The organism is Williamsia sp. z71 (genome assembly GCF_059553375.1).
In genome coordinates this window covers 245914-268577 of sequence record NZ_JCANWX010000005.1, presented here as the reverse complement: position 1 = coordinate 268577, position 22664 = coordinate 245914, and the positions used below count along the sequence as shown (strand labels likewise).

21 protein-coding genes are annotated in these 22664 nt (G+C 66.9%); 17 read left to right on the top strand and 4 right to left on the bottom strand.

Annotation, left to right across the window (positions count from 1 at the left end; genetic code table 11):
• The first annotated feature begins 1 nt into the window (after position 1).
• The 4 genes from AC51GR_RS14295 to AC51GR_RS14280 all read left to right on the top strand — a co-directional run bounded on the left by AC51GR_RS14295 (position 2) and on the right by AC51GR_RS14280 (position 5617).
• Positions 2 to 1900 carry a VWA domain-containing protein gene (locus AC51GR_RS14295; RefSeq protein ID WP_496325298.1) on the top strand — a complete coding sequence of 633 codons (1899 nt, stop codon included), beginning with the start codon at positions 2 to 4 and terminating at the stop codon, positions 1898 to 1900.
• 50 nt (positions 1901 to 1950) lie between these two features.
• Positions 1951 to 2565 carry a cob(I)yrinic acid a,c-diamide adenosyltransferase gene (gene cobO, locus AC51GR_RS14290; RefSeq protein ID WP_496325297.1) on the top strand — a complete coding sequence of 205 codons (615 nt, stop codon included), beginning with the start codon at positions 1951 to 1953 and terminating at the stop codon, positions 2563 to 2565.
• The gene (locus tag AC51GR_RS14285; RefSeq protein ID WP_496325296.1) at positions 2559 to 3983 is read left to right on the top strand and encodes a cobyrinic acid a,c-diamide synthase CobB; all 1425 of its coding nucleotides are present in this window, start codon (positions 2559 to 2561) and stop codon (positions 3981 to 3983) included. Before cobO ends, AC51GR_RS14285 begins: the two co-directional genes overlap by 7 nt.
• Positions 3984 to 4054: 71 nt before the next feature.
• Positions 4055 to 5617: a GAF domain-containing sensor histidine kinase gene (locus tag AC51GR_RS14280; RefSeq protein ID WP_496325466.1), complete on the top strand. Its 1563-nt coding sequence runs from the start codon at positions 4055 to 4057 to the stop codon at positions 5615 to 5617.
• Between the two features lie 5 nt (positions 5618 to 5622).
• On the opposite strand, the gene AC51GR_RS14275 is transcribed toward AC51GR_RS14280, so the two are convergent.
• Positions 5623 to 6285, bottom strand: coding sequence for a response regulator transcription factor (locus AC51GR_RS14275; protein ID WP_496325295.1), 663 nt, complete (start codon positions 6283 to 6285; stop codon positions 5623 to 5625).
• A 99-nt stretch (positions 6286 to 6384) separates the two neighbouring features.
• Here AC51GR_RS14275 and AC51GR_RS14270 point away from each other — a divergent pair, with 99 nt between their 5' ends.
• The 4 genes from AC51GR_RS14270 (at position 6385) to AC51GR_RS14255 (ending at position 10466) form a co-directional block, all read left to right on the top strand.
• Positions 6385 to 7344 (top strand): acyl-ACP desaturase, encoded by a 960-nt coding sequence (locus AC51GR_RS14270; RefSeq protein ID WP_496325294.1) that lies wholly within the window; start codon positions 6385 to 6387, stop codon positions 7342 to 7344.
• Positions 7341 to 7589, top strand: coding sequence for a hypothetical protein (locus tag AC51GR_RS14265; protein ID WP_496325293.1), 249 nt, complete (start codon positions 7341 to 7343; stop codon positions 7587 to 7589). Before AC51GR_RS14270 ends, AC51GR_RS14265 begins: the two co-directional genes overlap by 4 nt.
• A 57-nt stretch (positions 7590 to 7646) precedes the next feature.
• Positions 7647 to 8885, top strand: coding sequence for a uroporphyrinogen-III C-methyltransferase (gene cobA, locus AC51GR_RS14260; RefSeq protein WP_496325292.1), 1239 nt, complete (start codon positions 7647 to 7649; stop codon positions 8883 to 8885).
• Positions 8886 to 8960: 75 nt separating this feature from the next.
• The gene (locus tag AC51GR_RS14255) at positions 8961 to 10466 is read left to right on the top strand and encodes an MFS transporter (RefSeq protein ID WP_496325291.1); all 1506 of its coding nucleotides are present in this window, start codon (positions 8961 to 8963) and stop codon (positions 10464 to 10466) included.
• Positions 10467 to 10482: 16 nt separating this feature from the next.
• Here the strand turns inward: AC51GR_RS14255 and yaaA are convergent, their stop codons facing one another.
• Positions 10483 to 11226, bottom strand: a complete 744-nt coding sequence (yaaA, locus tag AC51GR_RS14250; protein ID WP_496325290.1) for a peroxide stress protein YaaA — start codon at positions 11224 to 11226, stop codon at positions 10483 to 10485.
• Positions 11227 to 11322: 96 nt separating this feature from the next.
• On the opposite strand from yaaA, the gene AC51GR_RS14245 reads away from it, so the two are divergent.
• A complete protein-coding gene (locus AC51GR_RS14245) occupies positions 11323 to 13062 on the top strand; it encodes a proline--tRNA ligase (protein ID WP_496325289.1) in 1740 nt (579 codons plus the stop codon).
• A gap of 46 nt (positions 13063 to 13108) precedes the next feature.
• On the opposite strand, the gene AC51GR_RS14240 is transcribed toward AC51GR_RS14245, so the two are convergent.
• Both AC51GR_RS14240 and AC51GR_RS14235 read right to left on the bottom strand, forming a co-directional pair.
• Positions 13109 to 13546 carry a ferritin-like domain-containing protein gene (locus AC51GR_RS14240; RefSeq protein ID WP_496325288.1) on the bottom strand — a complete coding sequence of 146 codons (438 nt, stop codon included), beginning with the start codon at positions 13544 to 13546 and terminating at the stop codon, positions 13109 to 13111.
• Positions 13543 to 14070, bottom strand: a complete 528-nt coding sequence (locus AC51GR_RS14235; protein WP_496325287.1) for a hypothetical protein — start codon at positions 14068 to 14070, stop codon at positions 13543 to 13545. Before AC51GR_RS14235 ends, AC51GR_RS14240 begins: the two co-directional genes overlap by 4 nt.
• Before the next feature lie 179 nt (positions 14071 to 14249).
• On the opposite strand from AC51GR_RS14235, the gene rimP reads away from it, so the two are divergent.
• The 8 genes from rimP (at position 14250) to AC51GR_RS14195 (ending at position 22628) form a co-directional block, all read left to right on the top strand.
• Positions 14250 to 14834: a ribosome maturation factor RimP gene (rimP, locus tag AC51GR_RS14230; RefSeq protein ID WP_496325286.1), complete on the top strand. Its 585-nt coding sequence runs from the start codon at positions 14250 to 14252 to the stop codon at positions 14832 to 14834.
• Positions 14831 to 15856: a transcription termination factor NusA gene (gene nusA, locus AC51GR_RS14225; protein WP_496325285.1), complete on the top strand. Its 1026-nt coding sequence runs from the start codon at positions 14831 to 14833 to the stop codon at positions 15854 to 15856. The genes rimP and nusA overlap by 4 nt, the downstream gene beginning before the upstream one ends.
• Positions 15784 to 16281 carry a YlxR family protein gene (locus AC51GR_RS14220; RefSeq protein WP_496325284.1) on the top strand — a complete coding sequence of 166 codons (498 nt, stop codon included), beginning with the start codon at positions 15784 to 15786 and terminating at the stop codon, positions 16279 to 16281. Before nusA ends, AC51GR_RS14220 begins: the two co-directional genes overlap by 73 nt.
• An 80-nt stretch (positions 16282 to 16361) precedes the next feature.
• Positions 16362 to 19340: a translation initiation factor IF-2 gene (gene infB, locus AC51GR_RS14215; RefSeq protein WP_496325283.1), complete on the top strand. Its 2979-nt coding sequence runs from the start codon at positions 16362 to 16364 to the stop codon at positions 19338 to 19340.
• Between the two features lie 18 nt (positions 19341 to 19358).
• The gene (locus tag AC51GR_RS14210; protein ID WP_496325282.1) at positions 19359 to 19649 is read left to right on the top strand and encodes a DUF503 domain-containing protein; all 291 of its coding nucleotides are present in this window, start codon (positions 19359 to 19361) and stop codon (positions 19647 to 19649) included.
• A gap of 143 nt (positions 19650 to 19792) precedes the next feature.
• Positions 19793 to 20278, top strand: a complete 486-nt coding sequence (gene rbfA / locus AC51GR_RS14205) for a 30S ribosome-binding factor RbfA (protein WP_496325281.1) — start codon at positions 19793 to 19795, stop codon at positions 20276 to 20278.
• Positions 20275 to 21249, top strand: a complete 975-nt coding sequence (locus AC51GR_RS14200; protein ID WP_496325280.1) for a DHH family phosphoesterase — start codon at positions 20275 to 20277, stop codon at positions 21247 to 21249. The genes rbfA and AC51GR_RS14200 overlap by 4 nt, the downstream gene beginning before the upstream one ends.
• 80 nt (positions 21250 to 21329) lie before the next feature.
• Positions 21330 to 22628 (top strand): MATE family efflux transporter, encoded by a 1299-nt coding sequence (locus AC51GR_RS14195; RefSeq protein WP_496325465.1) that lies wholly within the window; start codon positions 21330 to 21332, stop codon positions 22626 to 22628.
• The last annotated feature ends 36 nt before the right edge of the window (positions 22629 to 22664 follow it).

Below are 22664 nucleotides of genomic sequence, written 5' to 3'. Positions count from 1 at the left end.
TGTGACGATTCCGGCGGAACCGGATCTCCGGTTCCCGTTCAGCGCGGTGGTCGGATCAGAGCAGCTCAAGCTTGCTCTGATCCTTTCCGCGATAGCCCCGGCGATCGGTGGGGTGCTGATCCGCGGCGAGAAGGGGACCGCCAAGACGACGGTGGTTCGTGCGCTGGGACCGTTGCTGCCACGGCAGGCCGGCTCGGCGGCTGCCGTCGTCGAACTGCCGATCGGTGCCACCGAGGACCGCGTGGTCGGGTCGCTGGATCTGCAGAAGATCCTCGCCGAGGGGGCAAAGGCCTTCACTCCCGGGCTGCTGGCGCGCGCAGACGGCGGCGTCCTCTACATCGACGAGGTCAATCTCCTCGCCGATCATCTGGTCGACGTGCTGCTCGACGCGGCCGCGACCGGGCGGGTGGTCATCGAGCGAGATGGTGTGTCCCACACCCAGTCCGCGCGGTTTGTCCTGGTCGGCACGATGAACCCGGAAGAGGGTGAGCTGCGACCGCAACTGCTGGACCGATTCGGCCTGGCGGTGGATGTGACTGCGCCCCGCGAGGTGTCGCAGCGGGTCGCGGTGATCGAACGCCGCATGGCATTCGAGTCCGATCCCGCGGGATTTGCCGCAGAGTATGCCGATGCCGATGCCGAGATCGCCACCGCGATCGAAAAGGCAAGGGCCATCCTGGAATCGGTTGTCCTACCGACGACGCAGCTGCGCCGGATCGCGGCGATCTGCATGGAACTTGAAGTCGATGGTCTGCGCGGCGACCTCGTGGTCACCCGGACGGCCCGGGCGCACGCGGCCTGGCGCGGAGCTGCGGAAGTCGAAGACATCGATGTTCGGCGCGCCGTCGAATTGGCGTTGCCACACCGGCGTCGGCGTGACCCGTTCGACGAGCCCGGCCTGACCGAGCAGCAGATCGACGACGCCGTCGAGAAAGCTGATCAGCAGACGTCTGAGGCCCCCGATACCGAGAATGACAGTGCGCCAGACGGTTCGGCCACACCTGATGGTGGGGTTCCCGGCTCCGTCGCGCCCGAATCCGGTGAACCCGATCCTGATCCGGATAACCCCGGCGGGGGTGGTGCAGCACCCCCGGGTCCAGGGTTTTCATCGGACCGCCGGGGGAGCGCGGTGAAGGCGTTGCGCGCCACCGGGGTCGGCAATGGCGAACCGGGGCGACGGTCGCCGTCATCGAGCAGCCGGGGACAGGCTGTCCGCGGGGTTCGTGACGGTGGGCACGGGGTGCACCTGATGAGCACGATCCTGGCCGCCGCCGACGAGCACATCGAACGCGGGCACACCCGCCTGCGCGTGCTGCCGCACGACATCCGTTACGCCGAGCGACGGGGCAAAGAGGGCAACCTCGTGGTGTTCGTCCTCGACCTGTCGGGTTCGATGACGGCCCGCAAACGGCTCGACGCGGTGTCCGGCGCGGTCGTGTCGATGCTGACCGATTCGTATCAGCGCCGCGATCGTGTCGCGGTGGTCACCCTTCGTGGCGCCGGGGCCGAGGTCACCGTGCCGCCCACACGTTCGGTGGATGCCGCGGTCCGCAGGCTCACGGGTGTGTCGACCGGTGGCCGGACGCCGTTGGCCGAAGGGCTGCTGATGGCGCGAGACGTGGTGCGCCGCAATGCCTACAAAGAACCGAACCGACGACCGTTGATCGTGGTGCTGACCGATGGCAGGGCCACGTCGGGCAGTGGAGCGCTGACCCGTGCGGCCGCAGCCGCCGACCGGCTGCGCCGGGACGGCACGTCGGCGATCGTGGTGGACTGCGAACAGGGCATGGTTCGACTGGGTCTGGCCCGGGTGCTTGCCGGTCAGCTGGCCGGTGATTGTGTGCAGCTCGCCGATCTGACCGCCGGTGGCGTCGCCGCGGTCGTCCGATCGGCGGCGTGAGCGTCTCGGACATGAGTCCTCACTCAGTGGTGGTGTAGAAGGGAAATGTTGTGCCCCATGGTGTTCCATCCGTTATTCCGGACGACGGACTGACCACACGTGCACGGCGCAATCAGCCGGTGCTCGCTGTGCACACCGGGGACGGCAAAGGTAAATCCACCGCGGCCTTCGGGATGGCCATGCGTGCCTGGAACGCCGGACTGGACATCGGCGTCTTCCAGTTCGTGAAGAGTGCGAAGTGGAAGGTCGGCGAGGAGACCGGGCTCACCGCCCTCGGTGAACTGCACAGCGCCACCGGGCAAGGTGGTCCGGTGCAGTGGCACAAGATGGGTGAGGGCTGGTCATGGATCCGGCATGCCGGGGGCGAGGCCGACCATGCCGAGCAGGCCGCCCAGGGCTGGGCCGAGATCCGCCGTCGCATCATCGCCGAGCGGCATCAGTTCTATGTTCTCGACGAGTTCACGTATCCGATCAACTGGGGATGGATCGATCTGGACGATGTTCTCGAGGTGCTGGGCAACCGCGAGGGTAAGCAACACGTGGTGATCACCGGTCGCCGGGCGCCGGCGGCACTGATCGAGGCCGCCGATCTGGTCACGGAGATGGTGAAGGTGCGCCACCCCATGGATGCCGGCCGCAAAGGGCAAAAGGGCATCGAATGGTGACCACGTCGCCGCCGGCCATCGTGATCGCCGCCCCGGCGTCGGGGAGCGGAAAGACCACGATCACAACAGGTCTGATCGGTGCGCTGGCACGTGCGGGCCATCAGGTGGCGCCGTTCAAGGTCGGTCCGGACTACATCGATCCCGGCTACCACGGCATCGCAGCCGGCCGGCCGGGGCGCAATCTCGATCCCGTGCTGGTCGGCGAGGAACGGATCGGACCGCTGTACCGGGCGGGTTCGGCCGGATGTGACATCGCGGTGATCGAGGGGGTGATGGGCCTGTTCGACGGTCGGATCACCGAAGACCACATGCCCGCGATCGCTCCGGGTTCGACCGCGCAGGTGGCCAACATCCTCGGTGCGCCGGTGGTGCTGGTGGTCGACGCATCAGGGCACAGCCAGTCCCTGGCGGCGATCCTGCACGGATTCGTCAGCTTCGACCCGGGTATCGACATCCGTGGTGTCATCCTCAACCGGGTGGGCTCACCGCGACACGAATATGTCCTGCGCCAGGCGTGTGATCGTGCCGGACTTCAGGTCTTCGGTGCGGTGCCGCGCAATTCGGAGATGGCGGTGCCCTCCCGTCACCTCGGTCTCATCCCGGCTGCCGAACGCGGTCCCGAAGCGCTCGGCGCCATCGATGCGATGACCGAATTGATCAGCGGCGCAGTGGATGTGCCGGCTCTGGTCGCCGCCGCCGACATCGGTCCGGCAGGACGATCGGGCGCGGTCTGGTCTGCCGTTGACGAGGTGGGTACCCCGGAGGCGGCGACGGGCGGAACCGGCAGGCCCGTGATCGCGGTTGCCTCCGGCGCGGCCTTCACCTTCGGCTACGCCGAGCACAGCGAGATGCTACGGGCGGCCGGTGCCGACGTCGTCACCTTTGACCCGGTGGTCGACCTCTTGCCGGACGGTGTTGCCGCCGTGGTGATCGGTGGCGGATTCCCCGAAGAACACGCCGCCGCCTTGGCGTCGAACAGGCCGCTGCTCACCGCACTGCGCGCCGCGGCCGCTTCGGGGATCCCGATCCATGCCGAATGCGCCGGCCTGTTGTATCTGTCGCAGAGCCTGGACAACCACGCGATGGCCGGAGTGCTGCCGCTACGTGGAACCTTCGGCAAGAGACTGACATTGGGCTATCGCGATGCGGTGGCCATCACCGATTCGATGCTGTTCGACGCCGGCACGCGGGTTCGGGGACACGAGTTCCACCGCACAACCGTTACCGCAGTCGATGATTCGGTGCCATCGGCCTGGGGTTGGCGGCGCGACGGGGTCGCCGAGAAGGAAGGCTGGACGTCGGCGCGGCCCGGCGCCCAGGTTCACGCTTCCTACCTGCACACGCATCCGGCCGGCAATCCGGAGGCGATGTCGCGGCTGGTGAATGCCGCGCGCCGGGTCCCTGTGGGGCAACGGTGAACCCGGGCCCGGCGATGGACGATGGTGCAGGGGAGGTCGATCTGACGGCGGGGCTGCTCGCCGGGGTCGACATGAGCGAGCTCCGTGACAGTCCGGTCGTCATGCGTGAGCTCCTCGAGGCCGTCCTGGCCGTGGGCAGCGGTCTCGATCTCGACGCCACCCTGCAGCGGATCATCAATGTGGCCGTGGATGCGCTGGACGCCCGGTATGGCGCGCTCGGTGTGCGCGGTGACGACGGACGGCTCTCGGCGTTTGTCCATACCGGCATCGAACCGCAGGTGCGGGCGACGATGGGGCACCTGCCGGTGGGTCGTGGTGTGCTGGGCCTGCTGATCAACCATCCGCAGGTGTTACGCATCGACGAGTTGGGTGCCCATCCGAGCGCGGTCGGATTCCCCGCCAACCATCCACCCATGGCGACCTTCCTCGGGGCGCCCATCATTGTGCGCGGGTCGGTGTTCGGCAGTATCTATCTCACCGAGAAGGTCACCGGCGGCGGATTCAACGAAGCCGACGAGGTGGCCGTCCGGGTGCTCTCGGCCGCGGCCGGTGTGGCGATCGACAACGCCCGGTTGTTCGAGAGCGCACGCACCCGGGAACGGTGGATGCGGATGCTGGCTCGACGGGGCGCCGGACCGCTCGTCGGAGCCGCGCTCGAGGACACACTGACCTCGCTGGCCGACGATCTCGCGGATCTGGCCGGGGCCACAGACGTTTTCATGGTGGGTACCGACGACAACCGTGCGACTGTTCTGGCGCACACCGGCGAACCCCCGCGCCTGGGTGCTTTCGAGCTGGGGCAGTTCGCCGGCCTCGAGGTCGCCCCGGCAAGCGAAATCCCGGCACCGCTGGTGCGCGGCGGCGCGGCGTGGGTGAGCATGGTGCCGCTGCTGCGCTCCGGAGGGCGTCTCGGCGTGATGATGCTGACCCACGCCGAGCGCCCGATCTGGGCCGAGGAGGAGGAGTCCGGTCTGATCGCCACGGCCGACATCGCCTCGATGGCACTGGCTTACGATCAGCAGCAGGCGGTGACCCGGCAGATGCACATGCTCACCGATCGTCACCGGATCGCCCGGGACCTGCATGATCATGTGATCCAGCGGCTGTTCGCGATCGGGATGTCGTTGCAGTCGTTCTCGGCCCGGAGCGGGGGAGATGGACAGCTCAGTCAGGCCATCGTCGACCTGGATCGGACCGTCGAGCAGATCCGGACGGCGATCTTCGATCTCAACACCTCGGGGGAGGGTGCCCAGGATTCGGCCACGCTGCGGCGTCGGGCATTGGACATCGTCACCGAGTTGTCTGCTCACGCGCCGATCTCACCGTCGGTGCGTTTCGCCGGACCCGTCGACACGCTGGTGCCCTCGCGGCTCGACGGACATATCGAAGCTGTTCTGCGCGAAGGTATTTCGAACGCACTGCGGCATTCGAAGGCGGACCGGATCGACGTCCTGGTTTCCGCGGACGAAGTGTTGAGCATCTCCATCACCGACAACGGGGTGGGGATCGGTACGACCGTGACCCACAGCGGATTGAACAATCTCGCGCGACGGGCCGAACAGAACGACGGCACATTCGCCATCTCCGACACGCCCGGAGGCGGGACCACCATCACCTGGACGGTACCGCTGTAACTCCGCTAGGACTGACGGCTGCGCTCGGTCTTCTCCTTCAACTTGGTGGCCATCACGGCCACCTGGGTCCGCCGCTCGAGATCGAGTTTGGCGAGGATCCGGGAAACGTAGTTCTTGATCGTCTTCTCGGCGAGGAACATCTGCTCGGCGATCTGGCGGTTGGTCATCCCTTCGCCGACAAGTGCGAACACCTCCCGCTCCTGGCCGGTCAACTCGGCGAGCGGATCGGTGCCGTTGCCATCGGCCCGCAGCTTGGCCATCAACGCCGCGGTGCTCCCGGCGTCGAGCAGCGAGCCACCGGTGCCGACCGTGCGCACCGCGGCCACCAGGTTGTGCCCGAGGATCTGCTTGAGCACGAACCCCGCGGCGCCGGCCATCACCGCCGCGAGCAACGCCTCGTCGTCGGCGTACGAGGTGAGCATCAGGCACTGCACCGACGGTGTGGCACTGCGTATTTCGCGACACAATTCGACGCCGTTGCCGTCGGGGAGGCGGACGTCGAGGATGGCCACGTCGGGTACTGCGGCAGCGATCGCGACCAATGCCTCACTGACAGTTGAGGCCTCACCGACCACCTCGATGTCCTCGGCCGTCCCGAGGAGGTCGCGGAGTCCGCGGCGTACCAGTTCGTGATCATCGACCAGGAACGCCCTGATTTTCGCCGTCATGGATTCCAAAGTACCGCACCACAAACGAGGCGATGGCCCCGGTGAACAGGGACTTTCGACCCACGCGCAGTGTGGGTGTGCGGGAGCACACTCGATTGTATGAAAACGATGTCCGGGTCGGATCTGATGTGCGAGTTGTTGCCCGTCTGCGAAGAAGAGGTCGACCGGCATCTGGCGATGTCCAAGGATTGGCACCCCCACGACTTCGTGCCCTGGGATCAGGGACAGAACTTCGCCGCACTCGGTGGAACCGATTGGGACCAGAGCCAGTCCTCGTTGGACGAGACGGCCAAGGCGGCGATGTTCACCAACCTGCTGACCGAGGACAACCTGCCGTCCTATCACCGGGTGATCGCCCAGAACTTCACCCTCGACGACGCCTGGGGTTACTGGGTGGGGCGGTGGACCGCAGAAGAGAACAAACACAGCGTGGTGATGCGCGACTACCTGGTCGTCACCCGCGGTATCGATCCGGTGGCACTGGAAGAAGCCCGCATGATCCACATGACCCAGGGCTTCAACCCGATGCCCACCGATGACGGGAATCGAGATCGGTCCTCCGACATGCTGTTCGCGGTGGCCTACGTCACTTTCCAGGAACTGGCGACCCGGGTCTCGCACCGCAACACCGGCAAGGCGTGCGGTGACCCGATCGCAGATCGGATGCTGGCGCGGGTGGCCGCGGACGAGAACCTGCACATGCTGTTCTACCGGAACATCGTCGCCGGGGCCCTCGACCTGACGCCCGATCAGACCATCAAGGCAATCCACCTGGTGTTGTCGATGTTCCAGATGCCCGGTGCCTCGATGCCCGGCTTCCGCCGCAACGCGATGCTGATCGCCAAAGCCGGTATCTACGACCTTCCACAGCACCTACACGAGGTCGTCGAACCGGTCCTGCGTAAATGGAACATCTTCGAGCGCACCGATTTCGGTCCGGAAGGCGAACGCACCCGCGACGAGCTGGCCGCGTACCTCGACGACCTGCACAGCAAAGTCGACCGATTCGAACGATCGCGGGCACGCATCCTCGCCCGCGAGGAACGGGCAGCCTCGTGACCGTCGAGAACGTCGGTCAGCGCCAGGTGCCGTTCGATGCGGTGATCTCGATGGCCGAGGCCGCACATTGCGGGAACATCAGCTGGTGGAACCAGATCCGTGCCGATTCCGCGGACAGTACCGAGACCGAATACCTCGCCTCGCGCATGCTGGCCCGGCTGATCGCCGCGGCCGCGCATCGGCAGGGGATACCCACCGCCGACGTGTGGGCGCGGATCCGCCAGACCGGGGAGCTACCCCTGTAGTCCGGCTCGGGTATGTCCAGATCGGCCGGTCATCCGGGCCCACAGTACGGTCTACGCATGACCGAATCGACAGCCGAGATGGGCCACGACCATTATCTGGTCGGGCTGAATCTTGTTGGCAGGCGGGTGGTGATCATCGGCGGGGGTTCGGTGGTCCAGCGCCGACTCGGCACATTGGCCGACAGCGGCGCCGACATCCACGTGATCACGCCGGAGGCCACCCCCACGGTGGAGTCCTTCCCCGGGATCACCCTGCACCCTCGTCCCTATGAACCCGGTGACCTCGAGGACGCCTGGTACGTCCTGGCCTGTACCGACGACGCGGACGTCAATGCCGCCGTGGTCGCCGAGGCGGAGCAGCGCCGGATCTTCTGTGTCCGCGCCGACGACGCCCGCCACGGCACCGCTGTCACCCCCGCCTCGTTGCGCCACGACAACCTCACGATCGGTGTCCTGGCGGCCGGCGATCATCGCCGATCCGCAGCCGTGCGCACCGCGATCGCTTCGGCACTCGGCGGTCGAGAGCTCGGTGCGGCCGGACTCGAAGCGGCGGCCCAGGAACGGCAACCCGCCGGTGTGGCGCTGGTCGGTGGCGGTCCCGGCGACCCGGATCTGATCACCGTGCGCGGACGACGGCTGCTCGCCGCCGCCGATGTCGTCGTCGCCGACCGGCTCGCGCCGCCGGCACTGCTCGCCGAACTCGGGCCCCACGTCGAGATCATCGATGCCGCGAAGGTGCCCTACGGCCGCGCGATGAAGCAGGAGGCCATCAACGACGTCCTCATCGACCGCGCCAAGGCCGGAAAGTTCGTGGTCCGGTTCAAAGGCGGCGATCCGTATGTCTACGGTCGCGGGTTCGAGGAACTCGAGGCCTGTGTTGCCGCCGGCGTCCCGGTCACCGTGGTCCCCGGGATCACCAGCGCCATCGCCGGACCGTCGGCGGCCGGCATCCCGGTGACCCACCGCGGCGTGACCCACGAGGTCGTGGTCGTCTCCGGACACATCCCGCCCGACCATCCCGACTCACTGGTGAACTGGCCTGCCCTGGCCCAGATGCGGGGGACCATCGTCCTGATGATGGCCGTCGAACGGCTGGACATCTTCGCCGACGCACTGATCGCCGGCGGTCGCGACGCATCCATCCCGGTCGCCATCATCGAAAACGCCACGCTGAGCAGTCAGCGGGTGGTTCGCACCAGGCTCGGAGATGCTGCGATGGACGCAAGGAACGCACGGGTCCGGCCACCCGCGATCGTCGTGATCGGACCGGTCGCCGGTTTCGAAGCGGCGCTGTGAGTGAGGCGATCCATCGTGCGATCGTTACAACCATGATTGTGAAGCGGGAGTCGGTCACCGGTAGCCTCGATCCCCATGACCTCATCACCAGCCGTGGGCGCTGACATCGGCCAGACCCGGGTATGGGGCCCGCAGATCGCCGTGCTGGGCGGGATGCAGTTGCTGGTCGTGCTCGACGGCACGGTTGCCGCGCTGGCGCTCCCGAGAATCCAGAACGCGTTGGGCCTGTCGGACAGCGGTGGCGCCTGGATCATCACCGCCTATGTACTGGCCTTCGGTGGCCTGATGCTGCTCGGTGGGCGGCTCGGTGACACCTTCGGCCGCAAGCGCATGTTCGTCGCCGGTGTGGCCGCATTCACCGTCACCTCGCTGCTCTGTGGCCTGGCCTGGGATCCGATCAGCCTGATCATCGGGCGTGCCTTGCAGGGTGCGTCGGCCGCGGTGGCCGCCCCGACCGCGATGGCGCTGGTCGCGACCACCTTCGCGCCCGGCAAGCCGCGAAATCAGGCGTTTGCGGTGTATGCGGCGATGACCGGCATCGGATCGGTCGCCGGCTTGATCGCCGGCGGTGTGCTCACCGAACTCTCCTGGCGGCTGGTGTTCCTGATCAACGTGCCCATCGGCCTGCTGGTCGTGCTCGGGGCCGTCATGTGCCTGCGTGAATCGCAGGGCGAGCGGATGTCCCTCGATGTCAAGGGCGCGGTCCTGGCCACCCTCGGCTGCACCCTGGTCGTCCTGGCGGTGAACGAGGGACCGGGCGGCTGGCTGCGCCCGGTGGTGGTGATCCCGCTCGTCGTCGGCCTGGCCTCGTTGATCGCGTTCGTATTCGTCGAACGCCGCGCCGAGAACCCGATCCTGCCGTTCTCACTGTTCGCCAACAGCAGCCGGGTGGCGGCGCTCGTCGCGATCCTCCTGGCCGGGGCCATCATCATGTGTATGGCGGTGTTCATCTCGCTGTACCTGCAGGGAATCCTGCAGTACTCGCCGATCCAGAGCGGTATGGCAGTGGTGCCGTTCGCCTTCGGACTCGGCACCGCGGCGGCCATCGCCTCCAAACTCGCACTCCGATACCAGCCGCGTTGGCTGGTCCTGTTCGGCGGTGTGGTCGTGGTGGCCGGCTGCGCGTATGCGGCGAGTATCGCCCGCGATGCCCCCGCTTACTTCCCACACATCTTTGTCCCGGTCGTGGTGATCGGCGCCGGTGTCGGTATGGCCGTCATCCCGCTCACCCTGTCCGTGGTGGCCGGTGTCGGCCCCAACGAGATCGGACCACTGACCGCACTTGCCCAGGTGGCCCAGAACCTCGGCGGAGCGATCGCGCTGGTCGCCGTCGGCGCGATGGTGACCAGCCGCACGTTGTCCGAGGGCGGCACCACGGGGCCGGTGGACCAGATGAACGCGAGCGAGCTCGATGCGTTGGCCAGCGGCTACGGACTGGCCTTCGTCTGTTGCGCGCTGATCGCCGTGGCGGCCGGCATCGTCGTGCTGTTCATGCGTTTCACCCCGGAAGATGTGGCCGAGGGGCAGGCGGCGCAAGAAGTCGCGCACACCTCGGGCGAGCCCGACGAGTGGACGGCGTAGTCCGAGGTGCTGCCGGTCAGTCCGTGAGGATGATCAGCTCGCGGTCCGAGCTGATCTCTGCGCGCTGACCGCCCGCGACGGCCACCGCGGCCAGCGAGTTGACGTCCCGCATCTGCTTGCGTGAGCCGAGCAGTGAACGCGTCAGAACACCCTTGTGATGTTTGTTGAAGTGGCTGACCACCGTGCGGGTGCCGTTCGCGTTCTCGGTCAGCACGGTCACGGTGATGGCATCGGGTATCGGACCCAGTTGCTGATAGCCGCCCGACCGCAGATCGACGATCAGATCTTCGGCCAGGCCGACGAGTGCGTCGGTCAGGGCCGGTTTCCAGGTGGCGGCCAGAGTTCCGAATCCCGGGAGCTTCGAGCCGGCCGACAGCCGGTACGCAGGGATCGGGTCGGTGGCCCGCACCACACCGAACAAGGCAGATCCGATCGCGAGCCGATCGGCGGCCTTGCCCTTCGCGGCCCGGGTCAGCGACTTGTAGTCGAGGGCGTCGAACAGCACACCGGTGTACCGCTCGATCGCCGGGCGGGTGGGACTGGTCCACAACTGGGCGTTGCGCTCGATCTCGTCGAACTGGGAAACCCCCAGCCCCAACGCCTTCTGACTCGCTGCCGGGTCGCCGGCCAGGGTTACCAGCGCGTCGGCGATCTTGCGGCGCAGCGGCGTCAGTGAGGGCAGCGACAGCAGGTCGAGGTCGAGGGGAGCGCCACGACCGCCCGCGGCCTTGGTCTCGGAGGGGGGCAGCACGATCAACACAGTGATAGACCGTATCGCTCCACCCCGGCCACCGACCAAACCCGGTCTGGTCACAGGGATGCGGCGCGTAGTCGGCACAAGGATAAGGTGTCTGACGTGATCACACGCATGTCGACCCTTTTCCTGCGCACTCTGCGCGACGATCCCGCCGACGCCGAGGTGCCCAGCCACCGGTTGCTGGTCCGCGCCGGCTATGTCCGTCGCGTCGCCCCCGGTGTCTACAGCTGGCTGCCACTGGGACTGAAGGTGCTGCGGCGGGTCGAGGCCGTCGTCCGCGAGGAGATGGACAACATCGGCGGCCAGGAGATCTCCTTGCCGGCCCTGCTGCCGCGCGAACCCTACGAGACCACCGGACGGTGGACCGAATACGGCGACGCGCTGTTCCGCCTCAAGGACCGCAAGGGCGCCGACATGCTGCTCGGCCCCACCCACGAGGAGCTGTTCGCCCAGTTGGTCAAGGGGGAGTACTCGTCCTACAAAGACCTGCCGCTGACGATCTATCAGATCCAGACCAAGTACCGCGACGAGGAGCGTCCCCGCGCCGGCATCCTCCGCGGACGCGAGTTCATCATGAAGGACTCGTACTCGTTCGATCTGGATCTCGACGGTGCCAAGGCGTCCTACGACGCCCACCGCGAGGCCTACCAGGAGATCTTCCGCCGGCTGCAGGTCAAGTACGTGATCGTCGCCGCCACGTCCGGTGCGATGGGCGGATCGGCGTCGGAGGAGTTCCTGGCCGAGAGCGAGGTGGGCGAGGACACCTACGTACGCAGCCCCGAGTCGGGCTACGCGGCCAACGTGGAGGCCGTCGTCACCCCGGCGCCCCCGGCGCTGCCGATCGAGGGTCTGCCCGCGGCCACCGTGTACGACACCGGCAACACGCCGACCATCGACACCCTGGTCGCCTGGGCACAGGAGACCTTCCCGGACCGGGGCTTCACCGCCGCCGACACGCTCAAGAACGTCGTGGTGAAGTTGCATCACCCCGACGGCGAGACCGAACTGCTCGCGATCGGGATCCCCGGCGACCGTGAGGTCGACATGAAGCGGCTCGAAGCCGCGGTGGAGCCGGCCGGCGTCGAGATGATCGGCGATGCCGACTTCGCGGCCAACAACTTCCTGGTCCGTGGCTACATCGGTCCGAAGGGGCTGCAGGCAGGCGGTGTCCGCTACCTCGTCGATCCGCGGGTCGTCGACGGCACCGCATGGATCACCGGTGCCGATGAACAGGGCAAGCACGTGATCGACCTGGTAGCCGGGCGCGACTTCGTCCCCGACGGCACCATCGAGGCCGCCGAGGTGCGCGACGGCGACCCGTCACCCGACGGCGTCGGTACCCTCGTGGCCGCCCGCGGCATCGAGATCGGTCACATCTTCCAGCTCGGCACCAAGTACACAGACGCCTTCGAGGTCGACGTCCTCGGCGAGAACGGCAAGCCGGTCCGCCTGATCCAGGGTTCGTACGGCGTGGGTGTCTCGCGGATGGTTGCCGTCATCGCCGAGCAGCAGCACGATGAGAAAGGCCTGCGCTGGCCGAAGTCGGTGGCGCCGTACGACATCCACCTCGTGATCGCGAACAAGGACGAGCAGGCGTGGGCCGGTGCACAGAGTCTTGCCGCCGAACTCGATGCCGCCGGGATGTCCGTGCTGCTCGACGATCGCAAGGCCAGCCCCGGCGTGAAGTTCAAGGACGCCGAACTGCTCGGCATGCCGGTTGTCGTGGTGGTCGGCCGGGGATGGGCCAACGGCACCGTCGAGATCCGTGACCGGTTCACCGGCGAGGCGGTCGAGGTCGCCTCGGACTCCGCGGTCGAGGTACTGCTCGCCAACCGCTGATAGATCTTCCACAACTCGGCCCGGTCTGTGACCGGGCCGAGTTGCGTTACGTTGGGTCTCCGCCTGGCAGGGCGACGGTTGCCGGTGAGATCCGGAGGACCACACGCCAATTCGCCGCCCGCAGGGCGCTGTCGGTCAGTCCGCGAAGGCCGAGCCCGCGGTTGTCCGCAGCGTCGGCCCGCTCGAGCAGGCCGCGATAGGACACGGCGCAGTCCTCTTCGGCCGCCAGTGCGACCGTCAGCGCCGACACCGGATCGGTGACCGCGACGGGCAGGTTGTACCCGGCCGCCGCCGGCGGCACCGGCGCGTTCGCCGTGGTCAGGGCCGCCTCCAATTCGGTCCGCAGTGCGCGGTGCTGCGCGGTGTACTCGCTGATCGCCTGCTCGCGGGAGGGCGCCGCATAGGCCGCGACAACGCCGTAGGTGAAGATCGCAGCGTTCTCCGCGGCCAGGGCGACCGTGAGCGCATCGGTGGTTGTGGTCATGAAAGCTGCACCGCCGCAAGAGTTGTGGTTCCGGCACTGATCGACCCGAGGAGGCCGGCGACGTAACCGTCGAGTTCGACGGCCAGGCTACCGGCGGAGTTCGCAGAGGCCGTGAGCTGTGTCCGGAGTTCTTCGATGGTCGGTGGTGTCACCAAAGGGGCCGGGGCGGCAGAACTCGACGCGGTCTGTGCCCGGCCGGAATCGAGTCGGGTGATCTCGTCGGTCAGAGCGATCGAATGCGCTGTCCGCTGCTCGGCGATGACCGTCAGTGCCGCGGCCCGGTCCGGGTTCAGCGCGATCGCGGCCGACGCGGCAGCGGCGTCGGTGTTGGCCGCGGTGACCTGTGGCAGTAGTTGGTCGGCGAGTCGTTGCTTCGCGGTCGTACCGGAGTCCGAACCGCAGGCCGCGAGCGCGGAGATCGCCGTCGCACCCGCAGCGAGCGCCACTGCCGATTGCAGGAATGTGCGGCGGGAGGGCGTGATTCCCCGAATGCCGTCTGATGCCGAAACTTCACTGACCGTCACAACGGTCATAGTGCCAGCCCGGGTGGGCGGGGGCCGACCGGCGCGCACCGCTCGGCGGTTCGTGACCGACTGTGGCCCATTCGTCACCTGATGGCGCAGTCGATGGTCAAGGACAGGCATCCGGTGGCGTTAAGCTGTTGGGAGTAAAGACCTGACAACTGCACATGGAGGAGACACCGATGCCCGGGGCAATCGACCACGAACGGATCAGTGGACTGATCGAACCGGTGGTCACCGACAAGGGATACGACGTCGAGGAACTTTCGGTGGTGGCAACCGGCCCCGAGAACCTGGTGAAGTTGGTCGTCGATCGCGATGGCGGAGCCTCACTCGATGAACTGGCCGAGCTGAGCCGCTCGATCTCGACGATCCTCGACGGCACGGACGACGAGTCCGGTGCGGAGTCCGAAGACGCATTGGCGGCATGGCCGACCTACACACTCGAAGTCACCTCGCCGGGTGTTGACCGCCCGTTGACCGAACCGCGTCACTGGCGCCGCGCCGCTGGCCGCAAGGTGGTGGTCGATCTCATGGCCGATCCGCCTGAGCGCGTCGCCGGCCGGATCGGGGCACTCGACGACGAGCAGTCGACCGTGCAGTTGGTCACGAAGACAAGTAAGGGTTTCGCCACCACGACGGTGGCATTGGCATCAGTACGCAAAGCGTTTGTACAGGTCGATTTCGGTGAGCCCAGCGCTGCCGAACTCGAGGTGTGCGGTCTTGATCCCGAGCAGATCGAGGCCAGAAGGAAAGGGAACAAATGAATATCGACATTGCCGCGCTTCGTATGATCGAGGCCGAAAAGGGCATCACGATCGATGCCGTCATCGAAACCATCCAGTCGGCATTGCTGACGGCCTACCGGCACACCGACGGGTTTGCGCCCCACGCGTACATCGACGTCGATCGCAAGTCCGGCAAGGTCCGCGTGATGGCCCAAGAGCGTGACGCCGACGGCAACGTCATCTCCGAATGGGACGACACCCCCGAGGGTTTCGGGCGCATCGCCGCCACCACGGCCCGCCAGGTGATCCTTCAGCGGCTACGGGATGCCGAGCACGACAAGAACTTTGGTGAATTCTCCACGCACGAGGGCGAGATCGTCGGCGGTGTGGTCCAGCAGGACGCGCGGGCCAACGCCCGCGGCATGGTGGTCGTGCGCATCGGCAGTGAGGCCACCGGACAAGAGGGTGTACTGCCGCCGGCCGAACAGGTGCCCGGTGAAACCTACGTGCACGGCGAGCGGATCAAGTGCTACGTCGTCGGCGTCGCCCGCGGATCCCGCGGTCTGCAGATCACGCTTTCGCGTACGCATCCCAACCTCGTCCGCAAACTCTTCGCCCTCGAGGTCCCCGAGATCGAGGACGGGTCTGTCGAGATCGTGGCGGTGGCCCGCGAAGCCGGTCACCGCTCGAAGATCGCCGTCCACACCGGGGTCCCCGGTCTGAACGCCAAGGGTGCCTGCATCGGGCCGATGGGGCAGCGGGTGCGCAACGTGATGAGCGAACTCGCGGGCGAGAAGATCGACATCATCGACTACGACAACGACCCGGCGGTGTTCGTCGGCAACGCGTTGTCGCCGTCGAAGGTGGTTTCGGTCACAGTCGTCGATCCGGTGGCCAAGGCCGCCCGCGTCGTGGTGCCCGACTACCAGTTGTCGCTGGCCATCGGCAAGGAAGGGCAGAACGCACGCCTGGCTGCCCGCCTGACCGGATGGCGCATCGACATCCGCAGCGACGCCCAGACCGACGAGGATGCGGAGCCTTCTGCGGCAGGTGCGAGCTGAGCGGACACGCGCTGAGACGGGTGTCATTAGCATCTGACTCGCTGCGGACGGTAGACTCACCGGTGGTCCACAGTGATCCTTCGCGCCACCGCGAAAATCTGCCGATGCGTACGTGCATCGGATGTCGACAGTGTCACCCGGCCGCCGAACTCGTTCGGTTGGTCGTGCGGCGCGACAACAGTGACAAGGTGGTCGTGATCGACCATCGGAAGACCATGCCAGGGCGCGGCGCCTGGCTGCATCCGGATCCCGATTGCTTGGGAACCGCGATTCAGCGCAAGGCCTTCGCCAGGGCATTTCGGATCGGCGGGTTGACCGTCGACTCCGATCTACTGGGTCGAGAAATCGAATCGGTAGCCAAACAGAGAGGTCGACACCAGTCGGCCACTAAGGAACAGGTAGCAGAAGACATGAGCACACCGTGAAGTTCTTGCGATGAGCACGTTTCGGACGTAAACCGAGGTCGTAGCGGGCAATGCCGCTCGACCTCCAAGTGAGGAGAGCAGTGGCAGGCAAGGCCCGCGTGCATGAATTGGCCAAAGAACTGGGAGTGACGAGCAAGGAAGTGCTTGCACGTCTCAGTGAGCAAGGCGAGTTCGTAAAATCTGCGTCGTCGACCGTTGAGGCCCCCGTGGCCCGGCGACTTCGCCAGTCCTTCCCAGGACAGGACGGCCCCACCGGTAACACCGGAGGGCAGCCAGCAACCGCCGGAGGCAACGCCCCGGCCGGTAAACCATCACAGGCAAAACCGGGCGGAGCCCGTCCCGGACCGGTATCCACCAGCAATGCAGGTGCAGGTGCTCCTGCAGCACCGTCCACCGGCGCCAAGCCCGGTGCACGGCCGACTCCCGCGCCGAAGGCAGCTCCGACCCCGGCCCCGCGCCCCGCTGCGCAGGCTCCGGCCCCGTCGAAGCCCGTCTCGAGCGCACCGGCGCCGAGTGCACCCGCACCGGCTGCTCCGAAGAGCACACCGGCTCCAGCTGCGCCCGAGGCCCCGGCCGCCGCAGCAGCAGCCCCGGCCGCGACACCTCCGGCACGTCCGGCTCAGGCGCCGCGTCCCGGTGGCCCCAAGCCCGGCCCGCGTGCCCCGCGCGTCGGCAACAACCCTTATTCGAGTGCAGCACCGGTCGAACGCCCCGCTTCGCGTCCGGCACCGGGTGCCGGCGGACCCCGCCCAGGCGGGGGCCAGCGTCCCGGCCCAGGTGCAGGTGCAGGTGCCGGCGGTGGCCGACCGGCTCCGGGTCAGGGCGGTCCCCGTCCCGCACCCGGTCAGGGCGGACCCCGTCCCAGCCCCGGTAGCATGCCTCCTCGCCCCAACCCGGGTGCGATGCCGGCCCGTTCGGCTCGCCCCAGCGGTCCCGGAGGACCCGGCGGCGCACGTGGTGGACCCGGCGGAGGCCGCGGTGGACCCGGTGGCGGCGGCGGTCGTCCCGGTGGTGCCGGTGGTGGCGGTGGCTACCGCGGTGGCGCAGGCGGCGGCGGCGGAGCTCCGACCGGTGCTCCGACCGGTGGCCCTCCCGGTGGATTCCGAGGTCGTCCCGGTGGCGGTGGCCGTGGTCGTGGCGGCGCAGCCGGCGCGTTCGGTCGTCCCGGTGGTGCAGTTCGTCGTGGACGCAAGTCGAAGCGGGCAAAACGCGCCGAGTACGAGAGCATGCAGGCTCCCGCAGTCGGCGGCGTCCGGTTGCCACGTGGCAACGGCGAAACGATTCGCCTTGCCCGTGGAGCCTCGCTCTCCGATTTCGCGGACAAGATCAACGCGAACCCGGCAGCACTTGTGCAGGCCTTGTTCAACCTCGGCGAGATGGTCACGGCGACCGAGTCGGTCAACGACGAGACGCTGGAGCTGCTCGGCGGCGAGATGAACTATGTCGTCCAGGTCGTCAGCCCGGAAGACGAGGATCGCGAACTGCTCGACTCCTTCGACCTCACCTATGGCGAGGACGCGGGCGGCGAGGAAGATCTCGAGCAGCGTCCGCCGGTGGTGACCGTCATGGGTCACGTCGATCACGGTAAGACCCGACTGCTCGACACGATCCGTAAGGCCAACGTCCGTGAGGGCGAGGCCGGTGGCATCACCCAGCACATCGGCGCCTACCAGGTCCTCACCGAACTGGACGGCAACGAGCGACTGGTCACCTTCATCGACACCCCCGGTCACGAGGCGTTCACCGCCATGCGTGCCCGTGGTGCGAAGGCCACCGACATCGCGATCCTCGTGGTCGCAGCCGACGATGGCGTCATGCCGCAGACGGTCGAGGCGATCAACCACGCACAAGCGGCCGACGTGCCGATCGTCGTGGCGGTCAACAAGATCGACAAGGAAGGCGCCGATCCGCAGAAGATTCGTGCCCAGCTCACCGAATACGGGCTGGTTGCCGAAGACTTCGGTGGCGAGACGATGTTCGTCGACATCTCGGCCAAGCAGGGCACCAACATCGACGCACTGCTCGAAGCAGTGCTGCTGACCGCGGATGCCTCGCTCGACCTGCGGGCCAACCCGGACATGGACGCCCAGGGTGTTGCCATCGAGGCGCACCTCGACCGCGGCCGTGGACCGGTGGCCACCGTGCTCATCCAGCGCGGAACGCTGCACGTCGGCGACTCGATCGTGGCCGGCGACGCCTACGGACGCGTCCGTCGGATGGTCGACGAGCACGGCGAAGACGTCACCGCGGCCACCCCGTCGCGCCCCGTCCAGGTCATCGGCTTCACGTCGGTCCCCGGCGCAGGTGACAACCTGCTCGTGGTCGACGAGGACAGGATCGCCCGGCAGATCGCGGATCGCCGCAATGCGCGTAAGCGCAACGCGCTGGCCGCACGCAGCCGCAAGCGGATCAGCCTGGAAGATCTGGATTCGGCACTGAAGGAGACTTCACAGCTGAACCTGATCCTCAAGGGTGACAACTCGGGAACCGTGGAAGCCCTCGAAGAGGCCCTCATGGGCATCGAGATCGACGACGAGGTGCAGTTGCGCGTCATCGACCGCGGTGTCGGTGGCGTCACCGAGACCAACGTCAACCTGGCGTCGGCGTCGAACGCGATCATCATCGGGTTCAACGTCCGGGCCGAGGGCAAGGCGACGGAGCTGGCGAACCGTGAAGGCGTGGACATCCGGTACTACTCGGTGATCTACCAGGCCATCGACGAGATCCAGAGCGCCCTCAAGGGTCTGCTCAAGCCGGTCTACGAAGAGGTCGAGCTGGGTCGGGCCGACATCCGGGCGATCTTCCGGTCGTCCAAGGTCGGTAACATCGCCGGTTGTCTGGTCACCTCGGGAATCATGCGGCGCAACGCCAAGGCGCGTCTGCTGCGTGACAACAAGGTCATCGCCGAGAACCTCACCATCACCTCGCTCAAGCGCGAGAAGGATGATGTCACCGAGGTTCGCGACGGTTACGAATGTGGTCTGACGATCTCGTACAACGACATCAAGGTCGACGACGTGATCGAGAGCTACGAGTTGCGGGAGAAGGCACGGGACTGATCGTCCCGGCAGGCTGAGATGTTCGTCGGTTCACTGGAAATCGACCTACTTCTCGGCGACATCCACTCACTCAAGCAGAAGCGCTCAGTGGTGCGACCAATCGTCGCATCACTGGCGCGTCTGCGGGTGTCGGTGGCCGAGGTGGACGATCACGACCTTCACCGCCGTGCCCGGATCGGGGTCGCCGCAGTTGCCGGCGACTCCCGGCACGTCGGTGAGGTGCTCGATGCCTGCGAGGCCTTGATCTCGGGTCGCCCCGAGATCGAAGTACTGTCGGTTCGACGCACCATTCGCGGCAGCGACGATTGAAACCGTTCGCGGCAGCGCCGATTGAAAGTGCTCGCGGCAGCGACGCCCGGCGATGTCGTTGCGGTACGACCGACTGCGGATGAGAGACAATGGGTGGTCCGGCCGGCGGCCGGATACACCGGAAATCAGGAGAGTGAGCTGCCATGGCAGACCCAGCACGGGCACAGCGGCTGGCCAAGCGGATCTCGACGATCGTCGCTTCGGCGATCGCGAGTGAGATCAAGGATCCCCGGCTCGCCTATGTGACGGTGACCGATGCCAAGGTCACCGGTGACCTCCATGAGGCGACGATTTTTTACACGGTGATGGGTCCATCGCTTGATACACCGCCCGACTATGCGTCCGCCGCGGCCGGATTGGCCAAGGCCACCGGAGTCCTGCGGTCGAAAGTTGGTGCGGGGACCGGTGTTCGGTTCACCCCGACGCTGAGCTTCGTTCTCGACCGGATCCCCGACACCGCGCGGGAGATGGAAGAGTTGCTCGAGCGTGCCCGTCTTCAGGACGAAGAGGTGGCCCGCCTCGCGCGTGACGCCGCTCCGGCCGGTGACGCCGACCCCTACCGTGAACCGCGGGCCGACGACGAGGACGAGGATTCCGGGGACGAAGCCCCGGGCTCAGGCCTGCGGTGAGTACCACTCGGGTTCCGTCCGACGAGATCTTGCGCTCTGTCGCCGAGATCTTGTCGGCGGCTCCGGAGGTCACTGTTCTGTGCCATACCCGGCCCGATGCCGACACGATCGGCAGCGGTCTGGCCATGGCGGAGGCGTTGCGGCAGCTCGGTGCCGTCGTCGAGGTCAGTTTCGCCGGACCGACGGAGCTGCCGACCGCGCTTGCCCAACTACCCGGCGCAGATCTGATCATCGACTCCACCGATGTCGTCGGATACCCCGTCGTGGTGGCCGTCGACTGCGCGAGTATCTACCGTCTCGAGGCCTTGTCGTCGGTGGTCGAGTCGGCGACGCATTCGATCGTCATCGATCATCACGTGTCCAACGACGGTTTTGGCACGGTCAATTATGTTGATCCACAAGCTGATTGCACCGCCGAGCTCGTCCTGTCGATCATCGACGCGCTCGGTGTCGATGTCGGGCTCGACATGGCGACCTGCATCTACGCCGGCGTGGTCACCGACACCGGCTCCTTCAAATGGGGTCGGCCGAGCTCTCACCTGATCGCGGCGCGCATGCTCGAGGTCGGTGTCGACGGTCGCAGATGGACCAGAACTCTGCTCGATACCCACCGCTTTGCCTGGCTGTCCATGGTCGCCTCGGCGCTGGGGTCCGCGGTACTGGTGGAGACCGCCTTTGACGGTCTCGGGCTGGTGTACGCGGTGGTGGACCATGCTTCGACAGCCCAATTGGGCTGGGAAGAAAGTGAAAGCGTGGTCGACATCGTGCGGACCACCGCCGAAGCCGAGGTCGCCGTGGTGTTCAAAGAATCTTCCCCCGGCCAGTGGACTGTGTCGATGCGGGCGAAGTCGAAGGTTGATCTCGTGCCCATAGCCCTGGTGCATGGTGGCGGAGGTCATCGGCTCGCGGCCGGCTTCGGCGCATCCGGGACCGCCGCCGAGGTGGTCGGGCAGTTCCTCGCCTCGGTGTGAGCACCGAATCCGGGATCTCCGGCGACGCAGAATCGGCGCCGGAAACCGATCCGACCAATAGACGGATCCTGCGGCTGTCCATGTCGGCCCTGGTGGTCCTGATCGCCGAACCGCTGTATCTGATGCTCGATCTGGCGGTGGTGGGGCGCCTCGGTGGGACCGATCTCGCCGCCCTGGGCGTCGGTGTCCTGGTGTTGGGGGTCGTCAGCACCCAGCTGACATTCCTGTCCTATGGCACCACTGCCCGCGCCGCACAGAAGTTCGGCGCCGGTGATCGCGCCGGTGCGGTGTTCGAAGGTATGCAGGCGACCTGGATCGCGCTCGGGGTGGGCGCCGCCATCGTCGCGGTGGTTCAACTCGGTGCGCCGTGGATTCTGGACGTGTTGACCGGTGGGGGATCGGTGGCGCAGGAGGCGACCGGCTGGCTTCGGATCGCGGTCTGCGGGGTGCCTCTGATTCTGCTGTCGATGGCCGGGAACGGATGGATGCGGGGTGTGCAGGACACCCGACGGCCCATCGTTTATGTGGTTGTCGGACTCGGTATCTCGGCCGTTCTGTGTCCACTGTTGGTCCATGGCCTGCTGGGGGCACCCGAGATGGGGCTCGAGGGCAGCGCGGTGGCGAACGTGGTCGGGCAGAGTGTCGCCGGAATGTTGTTCGCGGTGCGGGTGGTCGCCGAATGCGCGCGAGAACATGTGTCTGGTCGTGGCCCCCGGTGGTCGGTCATCGTCTCGCAGCTGTCTCTGGGACGTGACCTGATCCTGCGGAGTCTGTCCTTCCAGATCTGTTTCCTTTCCGCAGCCGCGGTGGCAAGCCGCTTCGGGGTGGCGGCGGTGGCCTCGCACCAACTGGTACTGCAACTGTGGAACTTCGTTGCGCTGTTGCTCGATTCCTTCGCCATTGCCGCGCAGGCGTTGGTCGGCGCGGCGCTCGGGGCCGGCAAGGTTCCGGCCGCCTGGCGGGTCACCCGCCGCGTGACCCAGTGGTCGGTGGGGGTCTCGATCGTCCTGGCTGTGGCGTTTGCGCTGGGGAGTTCGCTGGTCCCGAGAATCTTCACCGCTGATGCCGACGTCCTCGACGCCGTCGGCACACCATGGTGGTTCTTCGTCGCGATGCTGCCGGTGGCCGGTGTGGTATTCGCACTCGACGGCGTTCTCCTGGGCAGCGCCGACGCGGCATTTCTGAGAAATGCGACCCTGGCGTGTGCACTGTTCGGATTCTTTCCGCTGATCTGGCTGTCGTTGATCTTCGATTGGGGCCTGGCCGGGATCTGGTCGGGATTGGTCGTTTTCATGGCACTTCGACTGATCACAGGTGTGTGGCGGGTGCGTGGTGGTCGTTGGACCGAGGTTGCGAACGTGCATTCGCCCCAAAGTTAACCTCCAACCTGGATGTTTGCGGCCTAGTATTTATCC

Bases quoted from the DNA above. Each gene is read 5' to 3' on its own strand.
- AC51GR_RS14275 (WP_496325295.1), bottom strand. From the start codon at position 6,285: ATGACGGCGAAAATCAGGGCGTTCCTGGTCGATGATCACGAACTGGTA.
- AC51GR_RS14195 (WP_496325465.1), top strand. From the start codon at position 21,330: ATGTCGGCCCTGGTGGTCCTGATCGCCGAACCGCTGTATCTGATGCTC.
- AC51GR_RS14255 (WP_496325291.1), top strand. From the start codon at position 8,961: ATGACCTCATCACCAGCCGTGGGCGCTGACATCGGCCAGACCCGGGTA.
- AC51GR_RS14240 (WP_496325288.1), bottom strand. From the start codon at position 13,546: ATGACCACAACCACCGATGCGCTCACGGTCGCCCTGGCCGCGGAGAAC.
- cobA (WP_496325292.1), top strand. From the start codon at position 7,647: ATGACCGAATCGACAGCCGAGATGGGCCACGACCATTATCTGGTCGGG.
- rbfA (WP_496325281.1), top strand. From the start codon at position 19,793: ATGGCAGACCCAGCACGGGCACAGCGGCTGGCCAAGCGGATCTCGACG.
- AC51GR_RS14210 (WP_496325282.1), top strand. From the start codon at position 19,359: ATGTTCGTCGGTTCACTGGAAATCGACCTACTTCTCGGCGACATCCAC.
- AC51GR_RS14220 (WP_496325284.1), top strand. From the start codon at position 15,784: ATGGCGCATCGACATCCGCAGCGACGCCCAGACCGACGAGGATGCGGA.
- AC51GR_RS14270 (WP_496325294.1), top strand. From the start codon at position 6,385: ATGAAAACGATGTCCGGGTCGGATCTGATGTGCGAGTTGTTGCCCGTC.
- AC51GR_RS14285 (WP_496325296.1), top strand. From the start codon at position 2,559: ATGGTGACCACGTCGCCGCCGGCCATCGTGATCGCCGCCCCGGCGTCG.
- AC51GR_RS14280 (WP_496325466.1), top strand. From the start codon at position 4,055: ATGAGCGAGCTCCGTGACAGTCCGGTCGTCATGCGTGAGCTCCTCGAG.
- nusA (WP_496325285.1), top strand. From the start codon at position 14,831: ATGAATATCGACATTGCCGCGCTTCGTATGATCGAGGCCGAAAAGGGC.
- rimP (WP_496325286.1), top strand. From the start codon at position 14,250: ATGCCCGGGGCAATCGACCACGAACGGATCAGTGGACTGATCGAACCG.